Genomic DNA, 17,315 nt, shown 5'->3' with positions numbered 1-17,315 from the left:
CGGCGGACGCTGCAGTCAGCGAAGGAGAGGGCGACGTGTCCGCGGTAGACAGCTTTGGATCGAAAGACACCCTGAAGGTCGGCTCGGCCGACTACGAGGTGTTCCGCATCGACCGGGTCCCCGGTCACGAGAAGCTCCCGTTCAGCCTCAAGGTGCTGCTCGAGAACCTCCTCCGCACGGAGGACGGCGCGAACATCACCGCCGACCACATCCGCGCCCTCGGCGAGTGGGTCCCGGAGTCGGAGCCCGACACCGAGATCCAGTTCACGCCGGCCCGCGTGGTCATGCAGGACTTCACCGGCGTGCCCTGCATCGTCGACCTCGCCACGATGCGCGAGGCCGTCGCTGCCCTGGGCGGCGACGCGAACCGGATCAACCCGCTCGCGCCCGCCGAGATGGTGATCGACCACTCCGTCATCGCCGACCTCTTCGGCACCGAGGACGCGCTCGCGCGCAACGTCGAGCTCGAGTACGAGCGCAACGGCGAGCGGTACCAGTTCCTCCGCTGGGGCCAGACCGCCTTCGACGACTTCAAGGTCGTCCCGCCCGGAACCGGCATCGTGCACCAGGTCAACATCGAGTACCTGGCCCGCGTCACCATGACCCGCGAGGTGGGCGGTGCGCTGCGCGCCTACCCCGACACCTGCGTCGGCACCGACTCGCACACGACGATGGTCAACGGCCTCGGCGTGCTCGGCTGGGGCGTCGGCGGCATCGAGGCCGAGGCCGCGATGCTCGGCCAGCCCGTCTCGATGCTCATCCCGAAGGTCGTCGGCTTCAAGCTCACCGGCTCGATCCCGACCGGCGTGACCGCGACGGACGTCGTGCTCACCATCACGCAGATGCTGCGCAAGCACGGCGTGGTCGGCAAGTTCGTCGAGTTCTACGGGGCAGGCGTCGCCGCGGTGCCGCTCGCGAACCGCGCCACCATCGGCAACATGAGCCCCGAGTTCGGCTCCACCGCCGCGATGTTCCCCATCGACGACGTGACCCTCGACTACCTGCGCCTCACCGGCCGCAGCGACGAGCAGATCGCCCTCGTCGAGCAGTACTCCAAGCTGCAGAAGCTCTGGCACGACCCCGCGGTCGAGCCGGTCTTCAGCGAGTACCTCGAGCTCGACCTCGGCACCGTCGTCCCCTCGATCGCCGGCCCGAAGCGCCCGCAGGACCGGATCGAGCTCTCGTCCGCCAAGACGCAGTTCGAGTCGGACCTCACCAACTACGCGGACGTCTCGCACGACATCGTCGACCTGACCATCGCGGAGTCGTTCCCCGCCTCCGACCCCGGAGAGCTGCAGCCGCAGGACGAGCACAGCAGCCACGAGCACACCCACCGCTCGCACGCGCCGGCGACCGCCTCCAAGCCGACCACGGTCGAGCTCGGCGAGGGCGGGACCTTCACGATCGATCACGGCGCCGTCGCGATCGCGGCGATCACCTCGTGCACCAACACGTCGAACCCGTCCGTCATGCTCGCGGCCGGCCTGCTGGCCCGCAACGCGGCGCAGAAGGGCCTGAAGGCCAAGCCGTGGGTCAAGACCACGCTGGCGCCCGGATCGAAGGTCGTCACCGACTACTACGAGAAGGCCGGCCTGACCGAGTCGCTCGAGGCGCTCGGCTTCTACACGGTCGGCTACGGCTGCACGACCTGCATCGGCAACTCCGGCCCGCTGCTCGAGGAGATCTCGGCCGCGGTGCAGGACAACGACCTCGCCGTGACCGCCGTGCTCTCGGGCAACCGCAACTTCGAGGGCCGCATCAACCCGGACGTGAAGATGAACTACCTGGCGAGCCCCCCGCTCGTCATCGCCTACGCGCTCGCCGGCTCGATGAACTTCGACTTCGAGGTCGACGCGCTCGGCACCGACTCCGACGGTAAGGACGTGTTCCTCAAGGACATCTGGCCCGACGCGGCCGAGGTGCAGGCGACGATCGACTCGTCGATCGACAAGTCGATGTTCGACACGCAGTACGCGGGCGTGTTCGACGGCGACGAGCGCTGGCGCGCGCTGCAGACCCCCGAGGGCTCGATCTTCGAGTGGGACGAGTCGTCGACCTACGTGCGGAAGCCCCCGTACTTCGACGGCATGACGATGGAGACGACCCCGGTCACCGACATCGCCGGTGCCCGCGTGCTCGCCAAGCTCGGCGACTCCGTCACGACCGACCACATCAGCCCCGCCGGCTCGATCAAGGCCGACAGCCCCGCCGGCCGCTACCTCGACGAGCACGGCATCGACCGCAAGGACTACAACTCCTACGGCTCGCGCCGCGGCAACCACGAGGTGATGATCCGCGGCACGTTCGCGAACATCCGCCTGCGCAACCAGCTGCTCGACGGCGTGGAGGGCGGCTACACCCGTGACTTCACGCAGCCGGACGCCCCGCAGTCGTTCATCTACGACGCGTCGCAGAACTACCAGGCCGAGGGCACCCCGCTCGTCATCCTGGGCGGCAAGGAGTACGGCTCCGGCTCGTCGCGCGACTGGGCGGCCAAGGGCACGAGCCTGCTGGGCGTCAAGGCGGTCATCGTCGAGAGCTTCGAGCGGATCCACCGCTCGAACCTCATCGGCATGGGCGTCGTCCCGCTGCAGTTCCCCGCGGGCGAGAGCTGGGAGTCGCTGGGCCTGGACGGCACCGAGTCGATCAGCATCTCGGGCATCGAGGAGCTGAACGAGGGCGTCACCCCCAAGACGGTCCACGTCGTCGCCGAGCCGACCGAGCACTCGGCCGAGGGCAAGCGGACCGTCGAGTTCGACGCGGTCGTCCGCATCGACACCCCCGGTGAGGCGGACTACTACCGCAACGGCGGCATCCTGCAGTACGTGCTGCGCTCGCTCGTCTAGATCAGCCGCAGAGCGTGTGCGCCTTCCCTGCGGGGGAGGCGCACACGCGTTCCCGGGGGCCCCGTGCGTAGACTCGGGAGACGTCCCCACCTCGCTCACGACCCCGGAAGGCGGCGCGCATGGCTGTTCTCGAGACCATCGGCGGTCCTCGCGATCTCGATCGCCTGACCGCGGCCGAGCTCGAGACGCTGGCGCAGGAGATCCGCGACTTCCTCGTGCGCGAGGTCTCGAAGACCGGCGGCCACCTGGGGCCGAATCTCGGCGTCGTCGAGACGACCATCGCGATCCACCGGGTCTTCGACTCGCCGCACGACGCGATCGTGTTCGACACCGGACACCAGTCCTACGTCCACAAGCTGCTCACCGGTCGCCAGGACTTCTCGAAGCTCCGGCAGCGCGGCGGCCTCGCCGGCTACCCGCAGCGGAGGGAGTCGCCGCACGACATCGTCGAGAGCTCGCACGCCTCCAGCTCGCTGTCCTGGGCGGACGGCATCTCCCGCGCCTTCACGATGACCGGTCAGACCGACCGCCACGTCGTCGCGGTCGTGGGCGACGGCGCCCTCACCGGCGGCATGACCTGGGAGGCGCTGAACAACATCAGCGACGACAACTCCCGCGGGCTGGTCATCGTGGTCAACGACAACGGGCGCTCCTACGCCCCGACCATCGGCGGCATGGCCCGCTTCCTCAACGGCGTCCGCACGCGGCCGACCTACCGCACGATGCACCGCGGCTCCCGGGCCGTCTCGGAGCGGCTGGGCGGCCCCGCCGCCGCCGTCTACCGCGGCGTGCGCGGCGGGCTCCACGGCTTCCTCAGCCGCTTCATCAACAACGAGGCGCTCTACTCCAACCTCGACATCAAGTACCTGGGGCCGATCGACGGACACGACCTGACGGCGATGGAGGAGGCCCTCCAGCAGGCGAAGGACTACGGCCAGCCGGTCATCGTCCACGCGATCACCCAGAAGGGCAAGGGCTTCGGTCCGGCCGTGCACGACCTCGCCGACCAGTTCCACGCCGTCGGGCAGATCGACCCCGAGACGGGCGAGCCGCTGAGCGCGGCCGGGGCCCGATCGTGGACCTCGGTGTTCGCCGAGGAGATCGTCACCCTGGCCGACGAGGACCCGACGATCGTCGGCATCACGGCCGCCATGCTCCGGCCCGTCGGTCTCGACCGCCTCGCGGAGAAGTACCCGGAGCGCGTCTTCGACGTCGGCATCGCGGAGCAGCACGCCGTGACCTCGGCCGCCGGTCTCGCCTTCGGCGGGCTGCATCCGGTCGTCGCGCTGTACGCCACCTTCGTGAACCGCGCCTTCGACCAGGTGCTGATGGACGTCGCACTGCACCGCGCGGGCGTCACCTTCGTGCTGGACCGCGCCGGAGTCACCGGGCCCGACGGTCCGAGCCACCACGGCATGTGGGATCTGGCGATCCTGCAGGTCGTCCCGAACATCCGCCTCGCCGCTCCGCGAGACTCCGTGCGTCTGCGCGAGGAGCTGCGCGAGGCCGTGGGCGTCACCGACGCGCCGACCGTGGTGCGCTTCTCGAAGGGGAGCGTCGGCGACGAGATCGACGCCGTCGAGCGCCTCGGCGACGGGGTCGACGTGCTCGCCCGCGCCGAGCGCAAGGACGTGCTGCTGGTCACGGTCGGGCCGATGGCCGCGATGGGTCTCGAGGTCGCTCAGCGGCTCGCGGCCCAGGGCATCGGAGCCACCGTCGTCGACCCCCGCTGGGTCGTGCCCGTGCCCACCAGCATCATCGAGCTCGCCCGCGAGCACCGCATCGTCGTCTCGATCGAGGACGGGGTGCGCGTCGGCGGGATCGGCACGCGCATCCGCCAGGACCTGCGCGAGGCCGGCGTGGACACCGCGGTGACCGAGCTCGGGCTGCCCGACCAGTTCCTCGACCACGCCAAGCGCGAGGAGATCCTCGAGGACGTCGGACTCACTCCCCAGCACATCGCTCGCGACGTCGTCGCGCAGGTGCTGGGCAGCAAGATCCCGGTCGCCCGTCCGCTCCCGGACGAGGTCGAGGCCCGGGACGACGCCCGCAGCGACTGATCGGCCGTAGGGACCCGTCCCTCAGGCGACGCGCGGAAGGGGCGCCGGATCAGATCCGGCGCCCCTTCCGCGTCACTGCACTCCGCGTCAGTCGACGCCGCGGATCGCGGGGTGGTGGAACGTGTCCCCGAACGCCCGCTCGCTCGCGCCGACCCGGTCGAGGTAGGGCGTGAGCCCGCCCATCTGGAACGGGTAGCCCGCGCCGAGGATCAGGCAGAGGTCGATGTCCTCGGCGGCGTGCACGACGTCGTCGTCCAGCATCCGCTTGACCTCGTCCGCGAGACCCGTCTCGACGCGCAGCCGCAGCTGCTCGGCCGTCATCGGCTCCGTGCCCCCGGCGACGATCGCGACCGCGCGCTTGTCGACGCCCTTCACACGCCCCTTCGCGTCGCGCTCGAAGACGCGGCCGAGCTCGGCGAGGCGGTGCAGGTTGGGGCTGTCGAAGAAGCGGTCGGGGAACGCGGCGTGGTGGGTGTCGAGCACGTGCGCGCCGACCTTGAGGCCCACCAGCTCGAGCAGCTCGAACGGGGTCATCGGCAGGCCGAACGGAGCCAGCGACTGCTCGACGACCTCGAAGGGAGTGCCCGTGTCGACCGCGTGCATCGCCTCGCCCAGGACCTTCGCCAGCACGCGGTTCACCACGAAGCCCGGGGTGTCGCGCGTGATGACGGCGTTCTTCTTGAGCTTCGCGGCGGTGACCATCGCCGTCGAGAGGGTCTCGTCGTCGGTGTGCGGCGTCCGGACCACCTCGATCAGCGGCATGACCGCGACCGGGTTGAAGAAGTGGAAGCCGACGAGGCGCTCCGGGTGCTCCAGCCGCTCGCCGATGCGCTCGACGGAGAGGGACGAGGTGTTGGTCGCGAGCACCGCCGTGGGCGAGACGTAGCGCTCGATGTCGGCGAAGACCTCCTGCTTCACCGACAGCTCCTCGAAGACCGCCTCGATCACCCAGTCGGCGTCGGCGAAGTCGGAGCGATCGGTCGTGCCGGTGATCAGCGCCCGGAGGCGGTTCGCGTCGTCGGGAGAGACGCGCCCCTTCGCCAGCAGCGCATCGATCTCGGCGCGGATGCCCGCGACGCCCTTGTCGACCCGCTCCTGGTCGAGGTCGGTGATGACCACCGGCACCTGGAGGCGGCGGAGGAAGAGCAGCGCGAACTGCGAGGCCATGAGGCCCGCGCCGACGACCCCGACCTTGGTGACGGGCTTGGCCAGCGCCCTGTCGGGCGCTCCCGCGGGACGCTTGGCGCGCTTCTGCACCAGATCGAACGCGTAGATGCTCGCGCGGAACTGGTCCCCCGAGATCAGGTCGGCCAGCGCCTCGTCCTCGGCGGCGAAGCCCTCCTCGCGCGTGGTGTTCTTCGCGGCCTTGAGAAGCTCCAGCGCGCGGTACGGAGACGCCGCGACCGTGCCGATCCGCGACTCCAGCTGCTTGCGCGCGATCGAGATCGCGACGTCCCACTTGACCAGCCGCTCCAGCTTGCCGGGCGCGTTCGGCCGCTCCACCTTCACGGAGCCGCCGATCACGCCGTCGGCCCAGCGGAGCGAGTCCTCGAGGAAGGCCGCGGGCGGGAAGATCGCATCGGCGATGCCGAGGTCGAACACCTCCTGGCCCTTGAGCGTGCGGTTGTTCTTCAACGGGTTCTCGACGACGACCTTGAGGGCGTTCTCGATGCCGATCAGGTTCGGCAGGAGCCACGCGCCGCCCCAGCCGGGGATGATGCCGAGGAAGACCTCGGGGAGCCCGAGCGCGGGGATGGAGGAGTCGACGGTGCGGTAGTCGGCGTTCAGGCCGATCTCGGTGCCGCCGCCCAGGGCGAGGCCGTTGATGAAGGCGAAGGACGGCACGCCCAGCTCGGCCAGCATCCCCAGCGTGCGGTGGCCCAGGCGCGCCAGCTGGCGGCCCAGCTCACGGCTCGGGATGGCCCCGACCTTGCTGAGGTCGGCTCCCGCGGCGAGGATGAACGGCTTGCCGGTGATGCCGACCGCCTGGATCTCGCCCCGCGAGGCGCGCTCCTTCTGCGCCAGGAGGACGTCCGCCAGCTCGAAGAGCGACGCCGGCCCGAAGGTGTTGGGGCGGGTGTGGTCGCGGTCGTTGTCGAGCGTGATCAGGGCGAGCGTGCGGCCGCTGGGCAGCGGCACGTCGCGGACGTAGGAGTGGGTGACGACCTCGCCCTCGGCGAGGTCCACGAGGTTCTCGAATCCGTCGAGCATGGGTCAGCGTCCCTTCCGTCGTCCGCGCTTGCCGTCGTAGTGCGGGTTCTCCCAGATCACCGTGCCGCCCTGGCCGAGGCCGACGCAGAGGGCCGTCACTCCGAAGCGCACCTCGGGGTGCGACTCGAACTGCCGGGCCAGCTGGATCATCAGCCGGACCCCGGAGGAGGCGAGCGGGTGGCCGATCGCGATCGCTCCGCCGTACTCGTTGACGCGCGGGTCGTCGTCGTCGAGGCCGAAGTGGTCGAGGAAGGAGAGCACCTGCACGGCGAACGCCTCGTTGAGCTCGAAGAGCCCGATGTCCTCGATGCCCAGGCCCGCCTTGCGGAGCGCCTTCTCGGTCGAGGGGACCGGGCCGATGCCCATGATCTCGGGCTCGACGCCGGCGTACGCGAAGCTCACCATCCGCATCTTCGCGGACAGGCCCAGCTCCTGCGCGGCCTCGGCGCTGGCCAGGAGCGACACCGTCGCCCCGTCGTTGAGCCCGGAGGAGTTGCCCGCGGTCACCCGGCCGTGGGGGCGGAACGGGGTCCGCAGGCCCGCGAGGCCCTCGAGGGTCGTCTCGGGGCGCGGTGCCTCATCGGCGGTCGCGAGGCCCCAGCCCGCGGCGCTGCGCGTGGCGACGGGGACGAGGTCCGGCTGGATGCTGCCGACGGCGTACGCGGCGGCGAGCTTCTGCTGGCTCCGCAGGGCGTAGTGGTCGGCGCGCTCCTTCGTCAGGTGCGGGAAGCGGTCGTGGATCCGCTCCGCCGTGCGGCCCATGTTGAGCGCGTCCTCGCCGACGAGGCGCTCGGAGAGGAAGCGCGGGTTGGGGTCGGCGCCGAAGCCCATCGGGTGCCGGCCCATGTGCTCCACGCCGCCGGCGAGGACCACGTCGTAGGCGCCGAACGCGATGCCGCCCGCGGTCGCGGTGACCGAGGTCATCGCTCCGGCGCACATGCGGTCGATGGCGAAGCCGGGCACCGACTTCGGCAGCCCTGCGAGCAGCGCCGCCGTGCGGCCGAGGGTCAGGCCCTGGTCGCCCTGCTGGGTGGTGGCGGCGATCGCCACCTCGTCCACCCGCTCCTTCGGCAGCGCGCCGTTGCGCTCCAGCAGACCGATCATCGCCTTGACGACGAGGTCGTCGGCTCGGGTCTGCCAGTACATGCCCTTCTCGCCGGCACGCCCGAACGGAGTACGGACTCCGTCGACGAACACGACTTCGGATCTCTCGGCCACAATGCCTCCCAGGAACTCACGGTCGCCGTCGATCGTAGGAACCGGCACCGCGCAGCCGGAATCCTTTGCCGCTTCCTACGAAGGGGTTTCGGTGCCCTCGGCCGGCGCTTGGGCCGCTTCGACAAACGCGGTGGCGATCGAGCCCGACGTGGCCTCGACCTGCCAGGCGCGGGCGCCGGCGCGGGTGAGCTCCGCGGCGACCGACTCCGCGGTCAACGGCTCGGGCGGGTTCCAGGCCACCCGGCGCAGCAGCTCCGGCGTGAGCAGGTTCTCGACCGGGAGCGAGAGCAGCTCGGCGATCTCGGTGACCACGGCGCGTCCCGCCTTCAGACGGGCGTCGGCGGCCGGGTTGCGATCGCCCCACGCGCGCGGAGGGGGGAGCGTGTCGGCGGCAGGGCGGGTCGGGCTCGGCAGGTCCTCGGTCGTCGTCCCGCGCTCGATCGCGGCCCACCAGCGCTCGACCTCGCCGCGGCTGGCGCGGCCGGTGAAATCGCGGCGGCCCGAGAGCTGGCCGATGCTGGTCGGGATGTTGCGGGCGACCGCGATGATCGAGGAGTCGGGGATCAGGCGGCCGGGAGCGATGTCGCGCTCGCGGGCGAACGCGTCCCGGGCCAGCCAGAGCTCGCGCGCCACGGCGAGGGGGCGCGGGCCGCGGAGCGAGTGCATGCCGGAGAGGCGGCGCCACGGATCCGGCGGGACCGCCTTCGGGGCGCGCGCGAGCGTCGCCTCGAACTCCTCGCGGGCGATGCGCGTCTTCCGCGCGGCGATGAGCATCTCCTCCATGCGGTCGCGGAGGTCCACGAGGAGCTCCACGTCCTTCGCGGCGTAGACGAGCCAGCTCTGGGGGAGGGGGCGGGTCGACCAGTCGGCGGCCGAGTGCTCCTTGGCCAGGTGGATGCCGAGGAGGTCCTCGACGACGGCGCCGAGGCCCACCTTGGGCAGTCCGAGGAGCCGGGCGGCGAGCTCGGTGTCGAAGATCCGCACCGGGTCCAGGCCCACCTCGCGCAGGCAGGCGAGATCCTGGCTGGCGGCGTGGAGGACCCACTCCTCCTGGCCGATGACCGCCTGCAGGGCGTCCATCCGGCCGATGGCGGGGGGATCGAAGAGGAACGCGCCGGCGCCGCGCCGGTAGACCTGGATCAGGTACGCGCGCTGCGAGTAGGTGAAGCCGGAGGCGCGCTCGGCGTCGACGGCGACGGGGCCCTCGCCGGCGGCGAGGGCGTCGACCGCGGCGAGGAACTCGTCGGGCGTGGAGAGGACACGGTAATCAGTCACGGTTGTTCCGTCGGAAGGCGAGCGGGGTCACACCGTCGCTCGATACGGGCGGGAGACCCGCGAGCATGCACAACAGCTCCCCCCACCCTTCCACGTGAGCGGCGAGCTGCGCATCATCCGGGCTCCAGGAGGCGCGGATCTCGATCTGCGCACCGTCCCCCTGAGCGGCCAGCTCGCCGAAACCGGTGGAGAGAACCTTGGTGGCCGTGCCGGACGCGGCGGAATAGGAGGCGCCCCGCGCCCCGAGGGCGTCGATGAGCCAGGACCAGGCGACCTCGGCGAGGAACGGATCGGTGCCGATCTCGACCTCGAGCGGGGCCTGGGCGAAGCAGACGACACGGAAGGGGCCGCCCCACTGCTCGGGCTCCTCGGGGTCGTAGAGCAGGATGAAGCGCCCCGTGCCCAGCTCGGAGTCGCGTCCGTGCGCGTGGGGCGCGACGTCGCCCGACAGGGCGAGGGCCCAGGGCGCAAGACCCGACGGCGAGGCGATCTCGGACACGGTGAGCTCGGCGCGCGTGGCAGCGGCGCGGATCGACTCCGTCGCGACCCGGAACTCCTCGGGGAGCTGGGACGACGCTGGGAATTCGGGCACGGTCGCAGACTAGGGTTCCGACGCGCCCGGGACGCGGAGGCACGCCGGGTGGGCGGCTCTCAGCGCGTGCGGCTCCAGCGGGCGTAGACGGCCCCCGAATCGTCCGCGGCCAGGAGCGTCAGGGCGTAGGCGTCGTCGACGACGGCCGTGCCCGTCGCGACCGGGAGGCCCGGCAGGACGACGCGCGGCGAGGTGGTGAGGCACAGCTCGTCGACCCGGCCCGAGGCGAGGAACTGGCCCGAGAGCGAGGCGCCGCCCTCGCAGACGACGCGGTGCAGGCCGAGCCCGGCGAGAGCCTCCAGGAGCTCGTCGACGCCGATCCGCTCCGAGGAGGACGGGACCGGGACGACCTCGACGCCGGCGGGGAGCCCCTCCACCGCGCCGCGCGACTCCGGCACCAGCAGCAGGACCCGGGAGCCCTCCTGCAGCTCCAGGCGGTGCCCGGCGAGATCGCCCGAGGCGGAGACGACGGCGAGCGGGACCCGCCGGGGGACGCGGTAGCCCTCGGCGCGGACGCTCGCGGCTCCGACGAGGACGACGTCGGCCTGCTCGCGGACGACTCCGAGGATCGTGCGGTCGACGCGGTTGGTGAGCGTCTCGCTCGTGCCGTCGGAGCCGGTGCTGGAGCCGGTGACGCTCGCGATCATGTTCAGGCGCACGCGCACCGCCTCGTCGGGACGCCAGGCGTCCGCGACCGCCGCTCGCGCGCCCTCCTCGCCGATCACGATCGGCGGACCCGCGGGGACGAGCGGCCGGAGGATCATGCGGCCAGGTGCGCGCGGACCTGCCGCTTGGTACGGCCGAGCAGCGCAGTCATGCCGCGCAGGCGCAGCGGCGAGACCGCCTCCGAGAGGCCGATGGTCTGCGGGAAGTCGTCGGGGACGGCGAGCACCTGCTCGGGGGTGAGCCCGGCCAGGCCCTGCGCCAGGATCGACGCGAAGCCGCGCGTCGTGGGCGCCTCGCGGGGAGCCGTGGCGTGCAGGTGCACGATCCCGCCCTCGACGTCGACGACGATGAAGACGGGCGCCTGGCACTCCTCCACGCGCTCGAAGAGGTCCGGGTGGTCGCGGTAGCGCTCGGGCAGGTCGGGGAGCTCGTTCGAGAACTCGAGCAGGAGCTGCAGGCGCTCCGGCTTCTCGAGGGCGAGGAACTCCTCGCGGATGTCGCGCAGAGCGTCGGGGAGCGTGGTGTCGGTCATCCGGTCCAGTGTCTCATCGGGGGAGGGGCGGCGGGCGGTCGCAGCGGAGGCCGGGAGCCCGGATCCGGCCCGTCGACGGGCGGATCGGCGCTCCCGGCCTCCGTCGTGACGCGTCAGCGGGCCGCGGGGGCCTCGCCGGGCTCGGCGCCCTGCACGATCGGGACGCGGACGGCGCTGCCCCACTCGGTCCAGGAGCCGTCGTAGTTGCGGACGCCCTCGAAGCCGAGGAGGTGGGTCAGCACGAACCAGGTGTGGGCGGAGCGCTCGCCGATCCGGCAGTAGGCGATGACGGAGTCGCCGTCCTTCAGCCCCGCGCCCTCGCGGTAGATGCCGTTCAGCTCGTCGAGGGGGCGGAAGGTGCCGTCCTCGGCGGCGGCCCTGCCCCACGGCACGTTCTGCGCGCTCGGGATGTGACCGGCGCGCAGGGCGCCCTCCTCCGGGTAGGCCGGCGCCGTGGTGCGCTGCCCGGTGAACTCCTCCGGGGAGCGGACGTCGATCAGCGGGTTGCCGAAGTGCGCGAGGACGTCGTCCTTGAAGGCGCGGATCTCGGCGTCGCTGCGTTCGACGACGGGGTACTCGGCGGGCTCCGGGGAGGAGGCGTCGGTGGTCGTCGGGCGGCCCTCCGCGAGCCACTTGTCGCGGCCGCCGTCGAGCAGACGGACGTCCTCGTGACCGAAGAGGGTGAAGACCCAGAGCGCGTAGGCGGCCCACCAGTTGTTCTTGTCGCCGTAGACGACGACGGTGGTGTCGCGGGCGATGCCCTTGCCGCCGACGAGCGCGGCGAACGCGGCACCGTCGATGTAGTCGCGCTGCACCGGGTCGTTGAGGTCGGTGTGCCAGTCGATCTTGACGGAGCCGGGGATGTGGCCGGTCTCGTAGAGCAGGACGTCCTCGTCGGACTCGACGACGACGAGACCGGGAGTGCCGAGGCGCTGCTCGAGCCAGTCGGCGCTGACGAGCCGTTCGGGGTGCGCGTAGGAGGCGAACTTCGGCGACGGATCGGTTTCGACGGACAAGGAGGACCTCCAGGATGGTGCGCGGAGCGCGGGCGTGATTCCACGGCGGGCTACGCTGGAGCCCGCCCTTCAGCGACAGTACGCGTCCGCGGACGACGCCGCACGGAGGGCGCCGTAAGAGTTCGACACAGAACCGCGGCGGCTCCGTGCCCGGTGCGGCCGCCGCCACTGAGCGCACTGACCCCCGCCGTGCGCAGGATGCGAGACGCGAGTGAGCCCCGACGACGTCCGATCGACGAGCAGCCTGACCGCCCGCTCGCCCCAGATCAGCGGGCACGAGATCGCGTCGACGCTGGTGCCCCCGCGCCAGTTCGAGGGCGCCACCTTCGAGAGCTACCGTCCCGACCCGGAGTACCCCTCGCAGGCCGACGCGGTGGAGGCTCTGCGCGCGTTCGCCGCCGGCGGCGGATCCAAGGGAGGCGGAGGCGGCTTCCTGGGCTTCGGCCGGAAGAAGGCCCCCGCGGTCAAGCCAGGCGTGTACCTCGACGGCGGCTTCGGCGTCGGCAAGACCCACCTGCTCGCGGCGATCTGGCACGCGGTGCCGGGCCGCACCTACTTCGGGACGTTCATCGAGTACACCGCGCTCGTCGGCGCGCTCGGCTACGCGGCGACCGTCTCGCTCCTCAAGGGCTCGGCGCTGCTGTGCATCGACGAGTTCGAGCTGGACGACCCGGGCGACACGATGCTGATGACGCGGCTCCTCGGCGAGCTCGTCGCCTCCGGGACCCGCATCGCCGCGACCTCGAACACCCCGCCCAACGCGCTGGGCGAGGGGCGCTTCGCCGCGGCGGACTTCCTCCGCGAGATCCAGTCGATGGCCGCCCACTTCGAGACGATGCGGATCGACGGCACCGACTACCGGCGCCGCGACATCGAGGGCCACGCCGTGGTGCGCACCGACGAGGAGATCGACGCTCTAGTCGCGGCCGCCCCCGCAGGCTCCGTCGTCACCGACGACCCGTTCGCGGAGGCCGTGCACCACCTGGGCACCGTGCACCCCTCCCGCTACATCAAGGTGATCGACGGCGTCGACACCATCGCGCTCCGGGGCGTCACCGCTCTGACCGACCAGACCGACGCCCTGCGCCTCGTGGCCTTCATCGACCGGGTCTACGACGCGCAGATCCCGGTCCTCGCCTCCGGGACGCCCCTCGATGAGGTCTTCGGCGGCGACATGCTGAGCGGCGGCTACCGCAAGAAGTACCTGCGCTCGATGTCGCGGCTCATCGCGCTCACCTCGATGGCGCCCCGCTCCTAGGGGCGGATCCGCTCTCCTCCCGGCGTTCCCGGGGTCGTCGTCGTGCCGTCCGCCGGCGCGCCGTAACGCGCTTTTTACACAGGGGCCTCGGCCGTAACCTCCGCGAAACGCGGTGCCTCACGGGACGAAACCTCGCGCCACCAGACTGTCGGCTACCCGAGGTGACCCGACACCCGCGTGTCCCCAGGCCGTGCTCCGACGCAGCGTCCTCGCTCCGGGCTTTTCTCTGCACACTCACGAGAGGTTCAACAATGGATCAAGGCAATACCGCGTTCCTGCTCATCGCAGCCGCGCTGGTCCTGCTCATGACCCCCGGGCTCGCCTTCTTCTACGGCGGCCTGGTGCGTGCGAAGAGCGTCATCAGCATGATGATGCTCAGCTTCGGAGCCATGGGCCTCATCGGGGTCCTCTGGGTCCTGTACGGCTACGCGATCGCGTTCGGCAACGGCCCGTCCGGCCCCGCAGGGACCGACACCTTCGTCGGCATCGACGGCGTCCTCGGCATCGACACCGCCCAGATCGGCCTGCAGGGCATCTACAACGACGCGCTCGGCGAGCAGACGTCGGCCTTCCCGACGCTGGCCTTCGCCGCGTTCCAGGCGACGTTCGCGATCATCACCGTCGCGCTCATCTCCGGCGCCATCGCGGACCGCGCGAAGTTCGGCGCCTGGATGGTCTTCGCCGGCGTCTGGGCCACCGTCGTCTACTTCCCGGTCGCCTCGTGGGTCTTCAACTTCACCCTCGGCGACGACGCCACCGTCGTCGACGGCGGCTGGATCGCCTACGGCGTCGGCGCGATCGACTTCGCGGGCGGCACCGCCGTCCACATCAACGCCGGAGCGGCGGCCCTCGCCCTCGCCCTGGTGCTCGGCAAGCGCGTCAACTTCACCAAGGGCGCGCACCAGCCGCACAACCCGCCGTTCGTGCTCCTGGGCGCCGGACTGCTGTGGTTCGGCTGGTTCGGCTTCAACGCCGGCTCCGAGCTCGCCGCCGACGGCATCGCGGCCGTCGCCTTCCTCAACACCATCGCCGCTCCGGCCGCCGCGATCCTCGGCTGGCTCGTCGTCGAGAAGATCAAGGACGGCAAGCCCACCTCGATCGGCGCCGCCTCGGGCGCGGTCGCGGGCCTCGTCGCGATCACCCCGGCGTGCGCCAGCCTGTCGCCGTTCTGGGCGATCGTCCTGGGCGTCATCACCGGCGCCGTCTGCGCCCTGGCGATCGACCTCAAGTACCGCCTCGGCTACGACGACTCGCTCGACGTGGTCGGCGTGCACCTGGTCGGCGGCCTCATCGGAACGCTCTACATCGGCTTCTTCGGCACCGGCGTGGGCCTGTTCCTCACCGGCGACGCGAGCCAGCTCGGCAAGCAGGCCCTCGCGGCCTTCACCGTCCTCGCCTACTCCTTCGTCATGACGCTCCTCATCGGCTGGATCATCCAGAAGACGATGGGCTTCCGCGTGAAGAACGAGGACGAGATCGCCGGCATCGACACGGCCATCCACGGAGAGGCGGGCTACGTCCTGGCGGACTGACCCCCTAATCCACAGCACCCGACGGGGTGCCGGCTCTCCGGAGCCGGCACCCCGTCGGCGCGTCCGGGCCGGGCGACCGCCGGGCGCGCCCCCGCGGGCGGGCGGCTGAGAATCCGGGCTAGGGTTCCGGGGTGCCCTCCTCGCGCTCGGTCGTGTCCCTGCTCCTCCGACTCCTCGGCCGCGCGGTCGCCCCGCGGCCGGACGCCGGGCCCCGCCCGCAGCGCCCGTACCTGAGCACGACGGCGCCGACCCCGGGCGCGAGCGGAGTGGGCCGCACCGTCGAGGTCGACCCGTCGCGGCTCCGCGGGGTCCGCCTGGGCTACGCGCCCACGCCCGACGGCGACCCGGACCCGGGCGAGGTCGTCTGGACCTGGGTGCCGTACGAGGAGGACGACGGCCGCGGCAAGGACCGCCCGGTGCTCGTGCTCGCGGTCGAGAAGTCGGGGACGGTGCTCGCCGTGCGGCTGAGCTCGAAGGAGCACTCCGACTACCTGGCCGTCGGGACCGGCGGCTGGGACCCGGACGGGCGCCCCAGCTGGGTCGACCCGGAGCGCGTGTTCCGCGTGCACCCCGCAGGGATGCGTCGCGAAGGAGCAGCTCTGGAGCGTGCTCGGTACGACGCCGTCGCCCGGGTGCTCTCGGCGCGGTACGGCTGGCACTGAGCGCTCGACGCCGTCGAGCGGCCACGAGTGGTCGCCGCTGAGCGCCTCAGGGGAGATCCCTGCCCATCGAACGAGGGCCGTGCTCCTCGGAGGAGGCGTCAGACCGGGTCGATCGGCACGAAGCCCGCGTACTTCGCGGCGCGGCCGTCCCCGGAGGACGTGCCGGTGAGCCTGCGCTGCACCCACGGCGCGACGTGCTGCCGGTAGTACTGCACGGTTCCGCCGCGCCGGAGTGCGGGCTCGGAAGCGTCGGGCAGCGCGGCGGGCGGTGTGAGCCCGAGCGCCCGCAGGACCCGGTCGGCCACCCGCCGGTGCCCCCGCGGGCCGAGGTGCAGGCGGTCCTCCGACCACAGCTCCGGATCGGCGAAAGCGGGGTCGTGCCAGTTGTCGGCGACGACCACGTCGGTCCGATGGCTCGTCCGACGCAGGACGGCGTCGGTCAGCGCGTCCCCGCGGCGGCGGATGAGCGAGCCGAGCGGGAGCCGCGGCGACGGGTCGGCGCCGGCCAGGGCGATCAGCACGACGCCCTGCTCGTCGCAGCGCGCGAGGACGCGGAGGTAGGCGTCGGCGATCCGCTCGATGTCGGCGCGCGGGCGCAGCATGTCGTTGCCGCCTCCGTTGAAGGAGAGGTGGGTCGGGCCCAGGGCGAGCGCGGGCTCGAGCTGCTCGGCGAGGATCGGCGCGATGAGCCGGCCCCGGATCGCGAGATTGGCGTACTCGATCCGCTCGCCCGTGGCCGCCGCCCATCCCGCGGCCGTCAGATCGGCCCAGCCGCGCGGGGTGCCGTCCGGCCGCTCGTCGCCGACGCCCTCGGTGAAGGAATCGCCGATCGCGACGTAGCGGACGGCCGTCATCGGCGGGTTCCGGAGGTGCGCATCGTGGCACTGTACCGCTCCGCGGCCGGGCTCAGGCGCGGCGCCTCAGCGGGGTGACAGGTGCCGAGCGGACGCTGCTGGGGCGGTCCGGCGTCGCGGCGCCCGGCGCTGCGGCGAGCAGCTCCTCCTCGGGCCGGGTGCCGGGCCGGTGCTCGCGCTCGGGACGCGGGGCGGCCCGGAACCAGGCGGCCAGCGCGGAGGACCGGCGGTGCCTCCGGTGGTCGCGGTCCAGCTCGGCGGTGCCCCGGTAGCCGGAGCCCCGGGCGATGCGGTCGAGGCCGCCGAGAGCGACGGGGGTGCTCGTCATCAGGACGGCGGCCAGCTCGAGTCGGCGGAGGGCGAGGTGCTCGTCGAGGCCGAGCCCGTAGCAGCGGCGGAACCGCAGCCGCAGCAGCAGGGCGGGCATCCGCAGCTCGGCGGCGAGGTGGTGGACGGTGAAGCGCCGATCGAGGTAGCGCTCGTTGACGAGGGCGGCCGCCGCGATGGCGACGACGTCGAGCGGCCGCCCTCGTCAACGAGCGCTACCTCGATCGGCGCTTCACCGTCCACCACCTCGCCGCCGAGCTGCGGAT

Annotated in this window: 14 protein-coding genes; 5 read left to right on the top strand and 9 right to left on the bottom strand. The window is 72.0% G+C overall.

Annotated elements, in window-relative coordinates; genetic code table 11:
* Positions 1 to 35 precede the first annotated feature (35 nt).
* Positions 36 to 2,846, top strand: coding sequence for an aconitate hydratase AcnA (gene acnA / locus C5C44_RS14850; RefSeq protein WP_104336113.1), 2,811 nt, complete (start codon positions 36 to 38; stop codon positions 2,844 to 2,846).
* Positions 2,847 to 2,965: 119 nt separating this feature from the next.
* Positions 2,966 to 4,906: a 1-deoxy-D-xylulose-5-phosphate synthase gene (gene dxs / locus C5C44_RS14845; protein ID WP_104222098.1), complete on the top strand. Its 1,941-nt coding sequence runs from the start codon at positions 2,966 to 2,968 to the stop codon at positions 4,904 to 4,906.
* Between the two features lie 87 nt (positions 4,907 to 4,993).
* Here the strand turns inward: dxs and C5C44_RS14840 are convergent, their stop codons facing one another.
* From C5C44_RS14840 to C5C44_RS14810, 7 genes are all read right to left on the bottom strand, one after another.
* A complete protein-coding gene (locus C5C44_RS14840) occupies positions 4,994 to 7,117 on the bottom strand; it encodes a 3-hydroxyacyl-CoA dehydrogenase NAD-binding domain-containing protein (RefSeq protein ID WP_104336112.1) in 2,124 nt (707 codons plus the stop codon).
* A 3-nt stretch (positions 7,118 to 7,120) separates the two neighbouring features.
* On the bottom strand, positions 7,121 to 8,335 hold the full coding sequence (locus tag C5C44_RS14835; protein WP_104336111.1) for a thiolase family protein: 1,215 nt from the start codon (positions 8,333 to 8,335) through the stop codon (positions 7,121 to 7,123).
* Between the two features lie 75 nt (positions 8,336 to 8,410).
* Positions 8,411 to 9,610 (bottom strand): ribonuclease D, encoded by a 1,200-nt coding sequence (locus tag C5C44_RS14830; protein ID WP_104222092.1) that lies wholly within the window; start codon positions 9,608 to 9,610, stop codon positions 8,411 to 8,413.
* Positions 9,603 to 10,202, bottom strand: a complete 600-nt coding sequence (locus C5C44_RS14825; protein WP_104222090.1) for a DUF3000 domain-containing protein — start codon at positions 10,200 to 10,202, stop codon at positions 9,603 to 9,605. Before C5C44_RS14825 ends, C5C44_RS14830 begins: the two co-directional genes overlap by 8 nt.
* Positions 10,203 to 10,261: 59 nt before the next feature.
* Positions 10,262 to 10,966, bottom strand: coding sequence for a dihydrofolate reductase family protein (locus C5C44_RS14820; protein ID WP_104222088.1), 705 nt, complete (start codon positions 10,964 to 10,966; stop codon positions 10,262 to 10,264).
* The gene (locus C5C44_RS14815; RefSeq protein WP_104222086.1) at positions 10,963 to 11,400 is read right to left on the bottom strand and encodes a SufE family protein; all 438 of its coding nucleotides are present in this window, start codon (positions 11,398 to 11,400) and stop codon (positions 10,963 to 10,965) included. The genes C5C44_RS14820 and C5C44_RS14815 overlap by 4 nt, the downstream gene beginning before the upstream one ends.
* A 113-nt stretch (positions 11,401 to 11,513) precedes the next feature.
* The gene (locus tag C5C44_RS14810) at positions 11,514 to 12,416 is read right to left on the bottom strand and encodes a sulfurtransferase (RefSeq protein ID WP_104232576.1); all 903 of its coding nucleotides are present in this window, start codon (positions 12,414 to 12,416) and stop codon (positions 11,514 to 11,516) included.
* A gap of 211 nt (positions 12,417 to 12,627) precedes the next feature.
* On the opposite strand from C5C44_RS14810, the gene zapE reads away from it, so the two are divergent.
* The 3 genes from zapE to C5C44_RS14795 all read left to right on the top strand — a co-directional run bounded on the left by zapE (position 12,628) and on the right by C5C44_RS14795 (position 15,868).
* The gene (gene zapE / locus C5C44_RS14805; protein ID WP_104336110.1) at positions 12,628 to 13,674 is read left to right on the top strand and encodes a cell division protein ZapE; all 1,047 of its coding nucleotides are present in this window, start codon (positions 12,628 to 12,630) and stop codon (positions 13,672 to 13,674) included.
* A gap of 251 nt (positions 13,675 to 13,925) precedes the next feature.
* Positions 13,926 to 15,206 carry an ammonium transporter gene (locus C5C44_RS14800; RefSeq protein WP_104225239.1) on the top strand — a complete coding sequence of 427 codons (1,281 nt, stop codon included), beginning with the start codon at positions 13,926 to 13,928 and terminating at the stop codon, positions 15,204 to 15,206.
* Positions 15,207 to 15,337: 131 nt separating this feature from the next.
* Entirely contained in the window at positions 15,338 to 15,868 is a 531-nt protein-coding gene (locus tag C5C44_RS14795) for a type II toxin-antitoxin system PemK/MazF family toxin (RefSeq protein ID WP_167299028.1), read from the top strand.
* A gap of 98 nt (positions 15,869 to 15,966) precedes the next feature.
* On the opposite strand, the gene C5C44_RS14790 is transcribed toward C5C44_RS14795, so the two are convergent.
* Entirely contained in the window at positions 15,967 to 16,722 is a 756-nt protein-coding gene (locus C5C44_RS14790) for an SGNH/GDSL hydrolase family protein (protein WP_104261739.1), read from the bottom strand.
* A gap of 52 nt (positions 16,723 to 16,774) precedes the next feature.
* Positions 16,775 to 17,149, bottom strand: coding sequence for a hypothetical protein (locus C5C44_RS14785; protein ID WP_104324736.1), 375 nt, complete (start codon positions 17,147 to 17,149; stop codon positions 16,775 to 16,777).
* Positions 17,150 to 17,315: the final 166 nt, after the last annotated feature.

Source organism: Rathayibacter sp. AY1F6 (genome assembly GCF_002932035.1).
Taxonomy (GTDB): domain Bacteria; phylum Actinomycetota; class Actinomycetes; order Actinomycetales; family Microbacteriaceae; genus Rathayibacter.
This window is presented reverse-complemented; position numbering and strand designations above follow the sequence as displayed.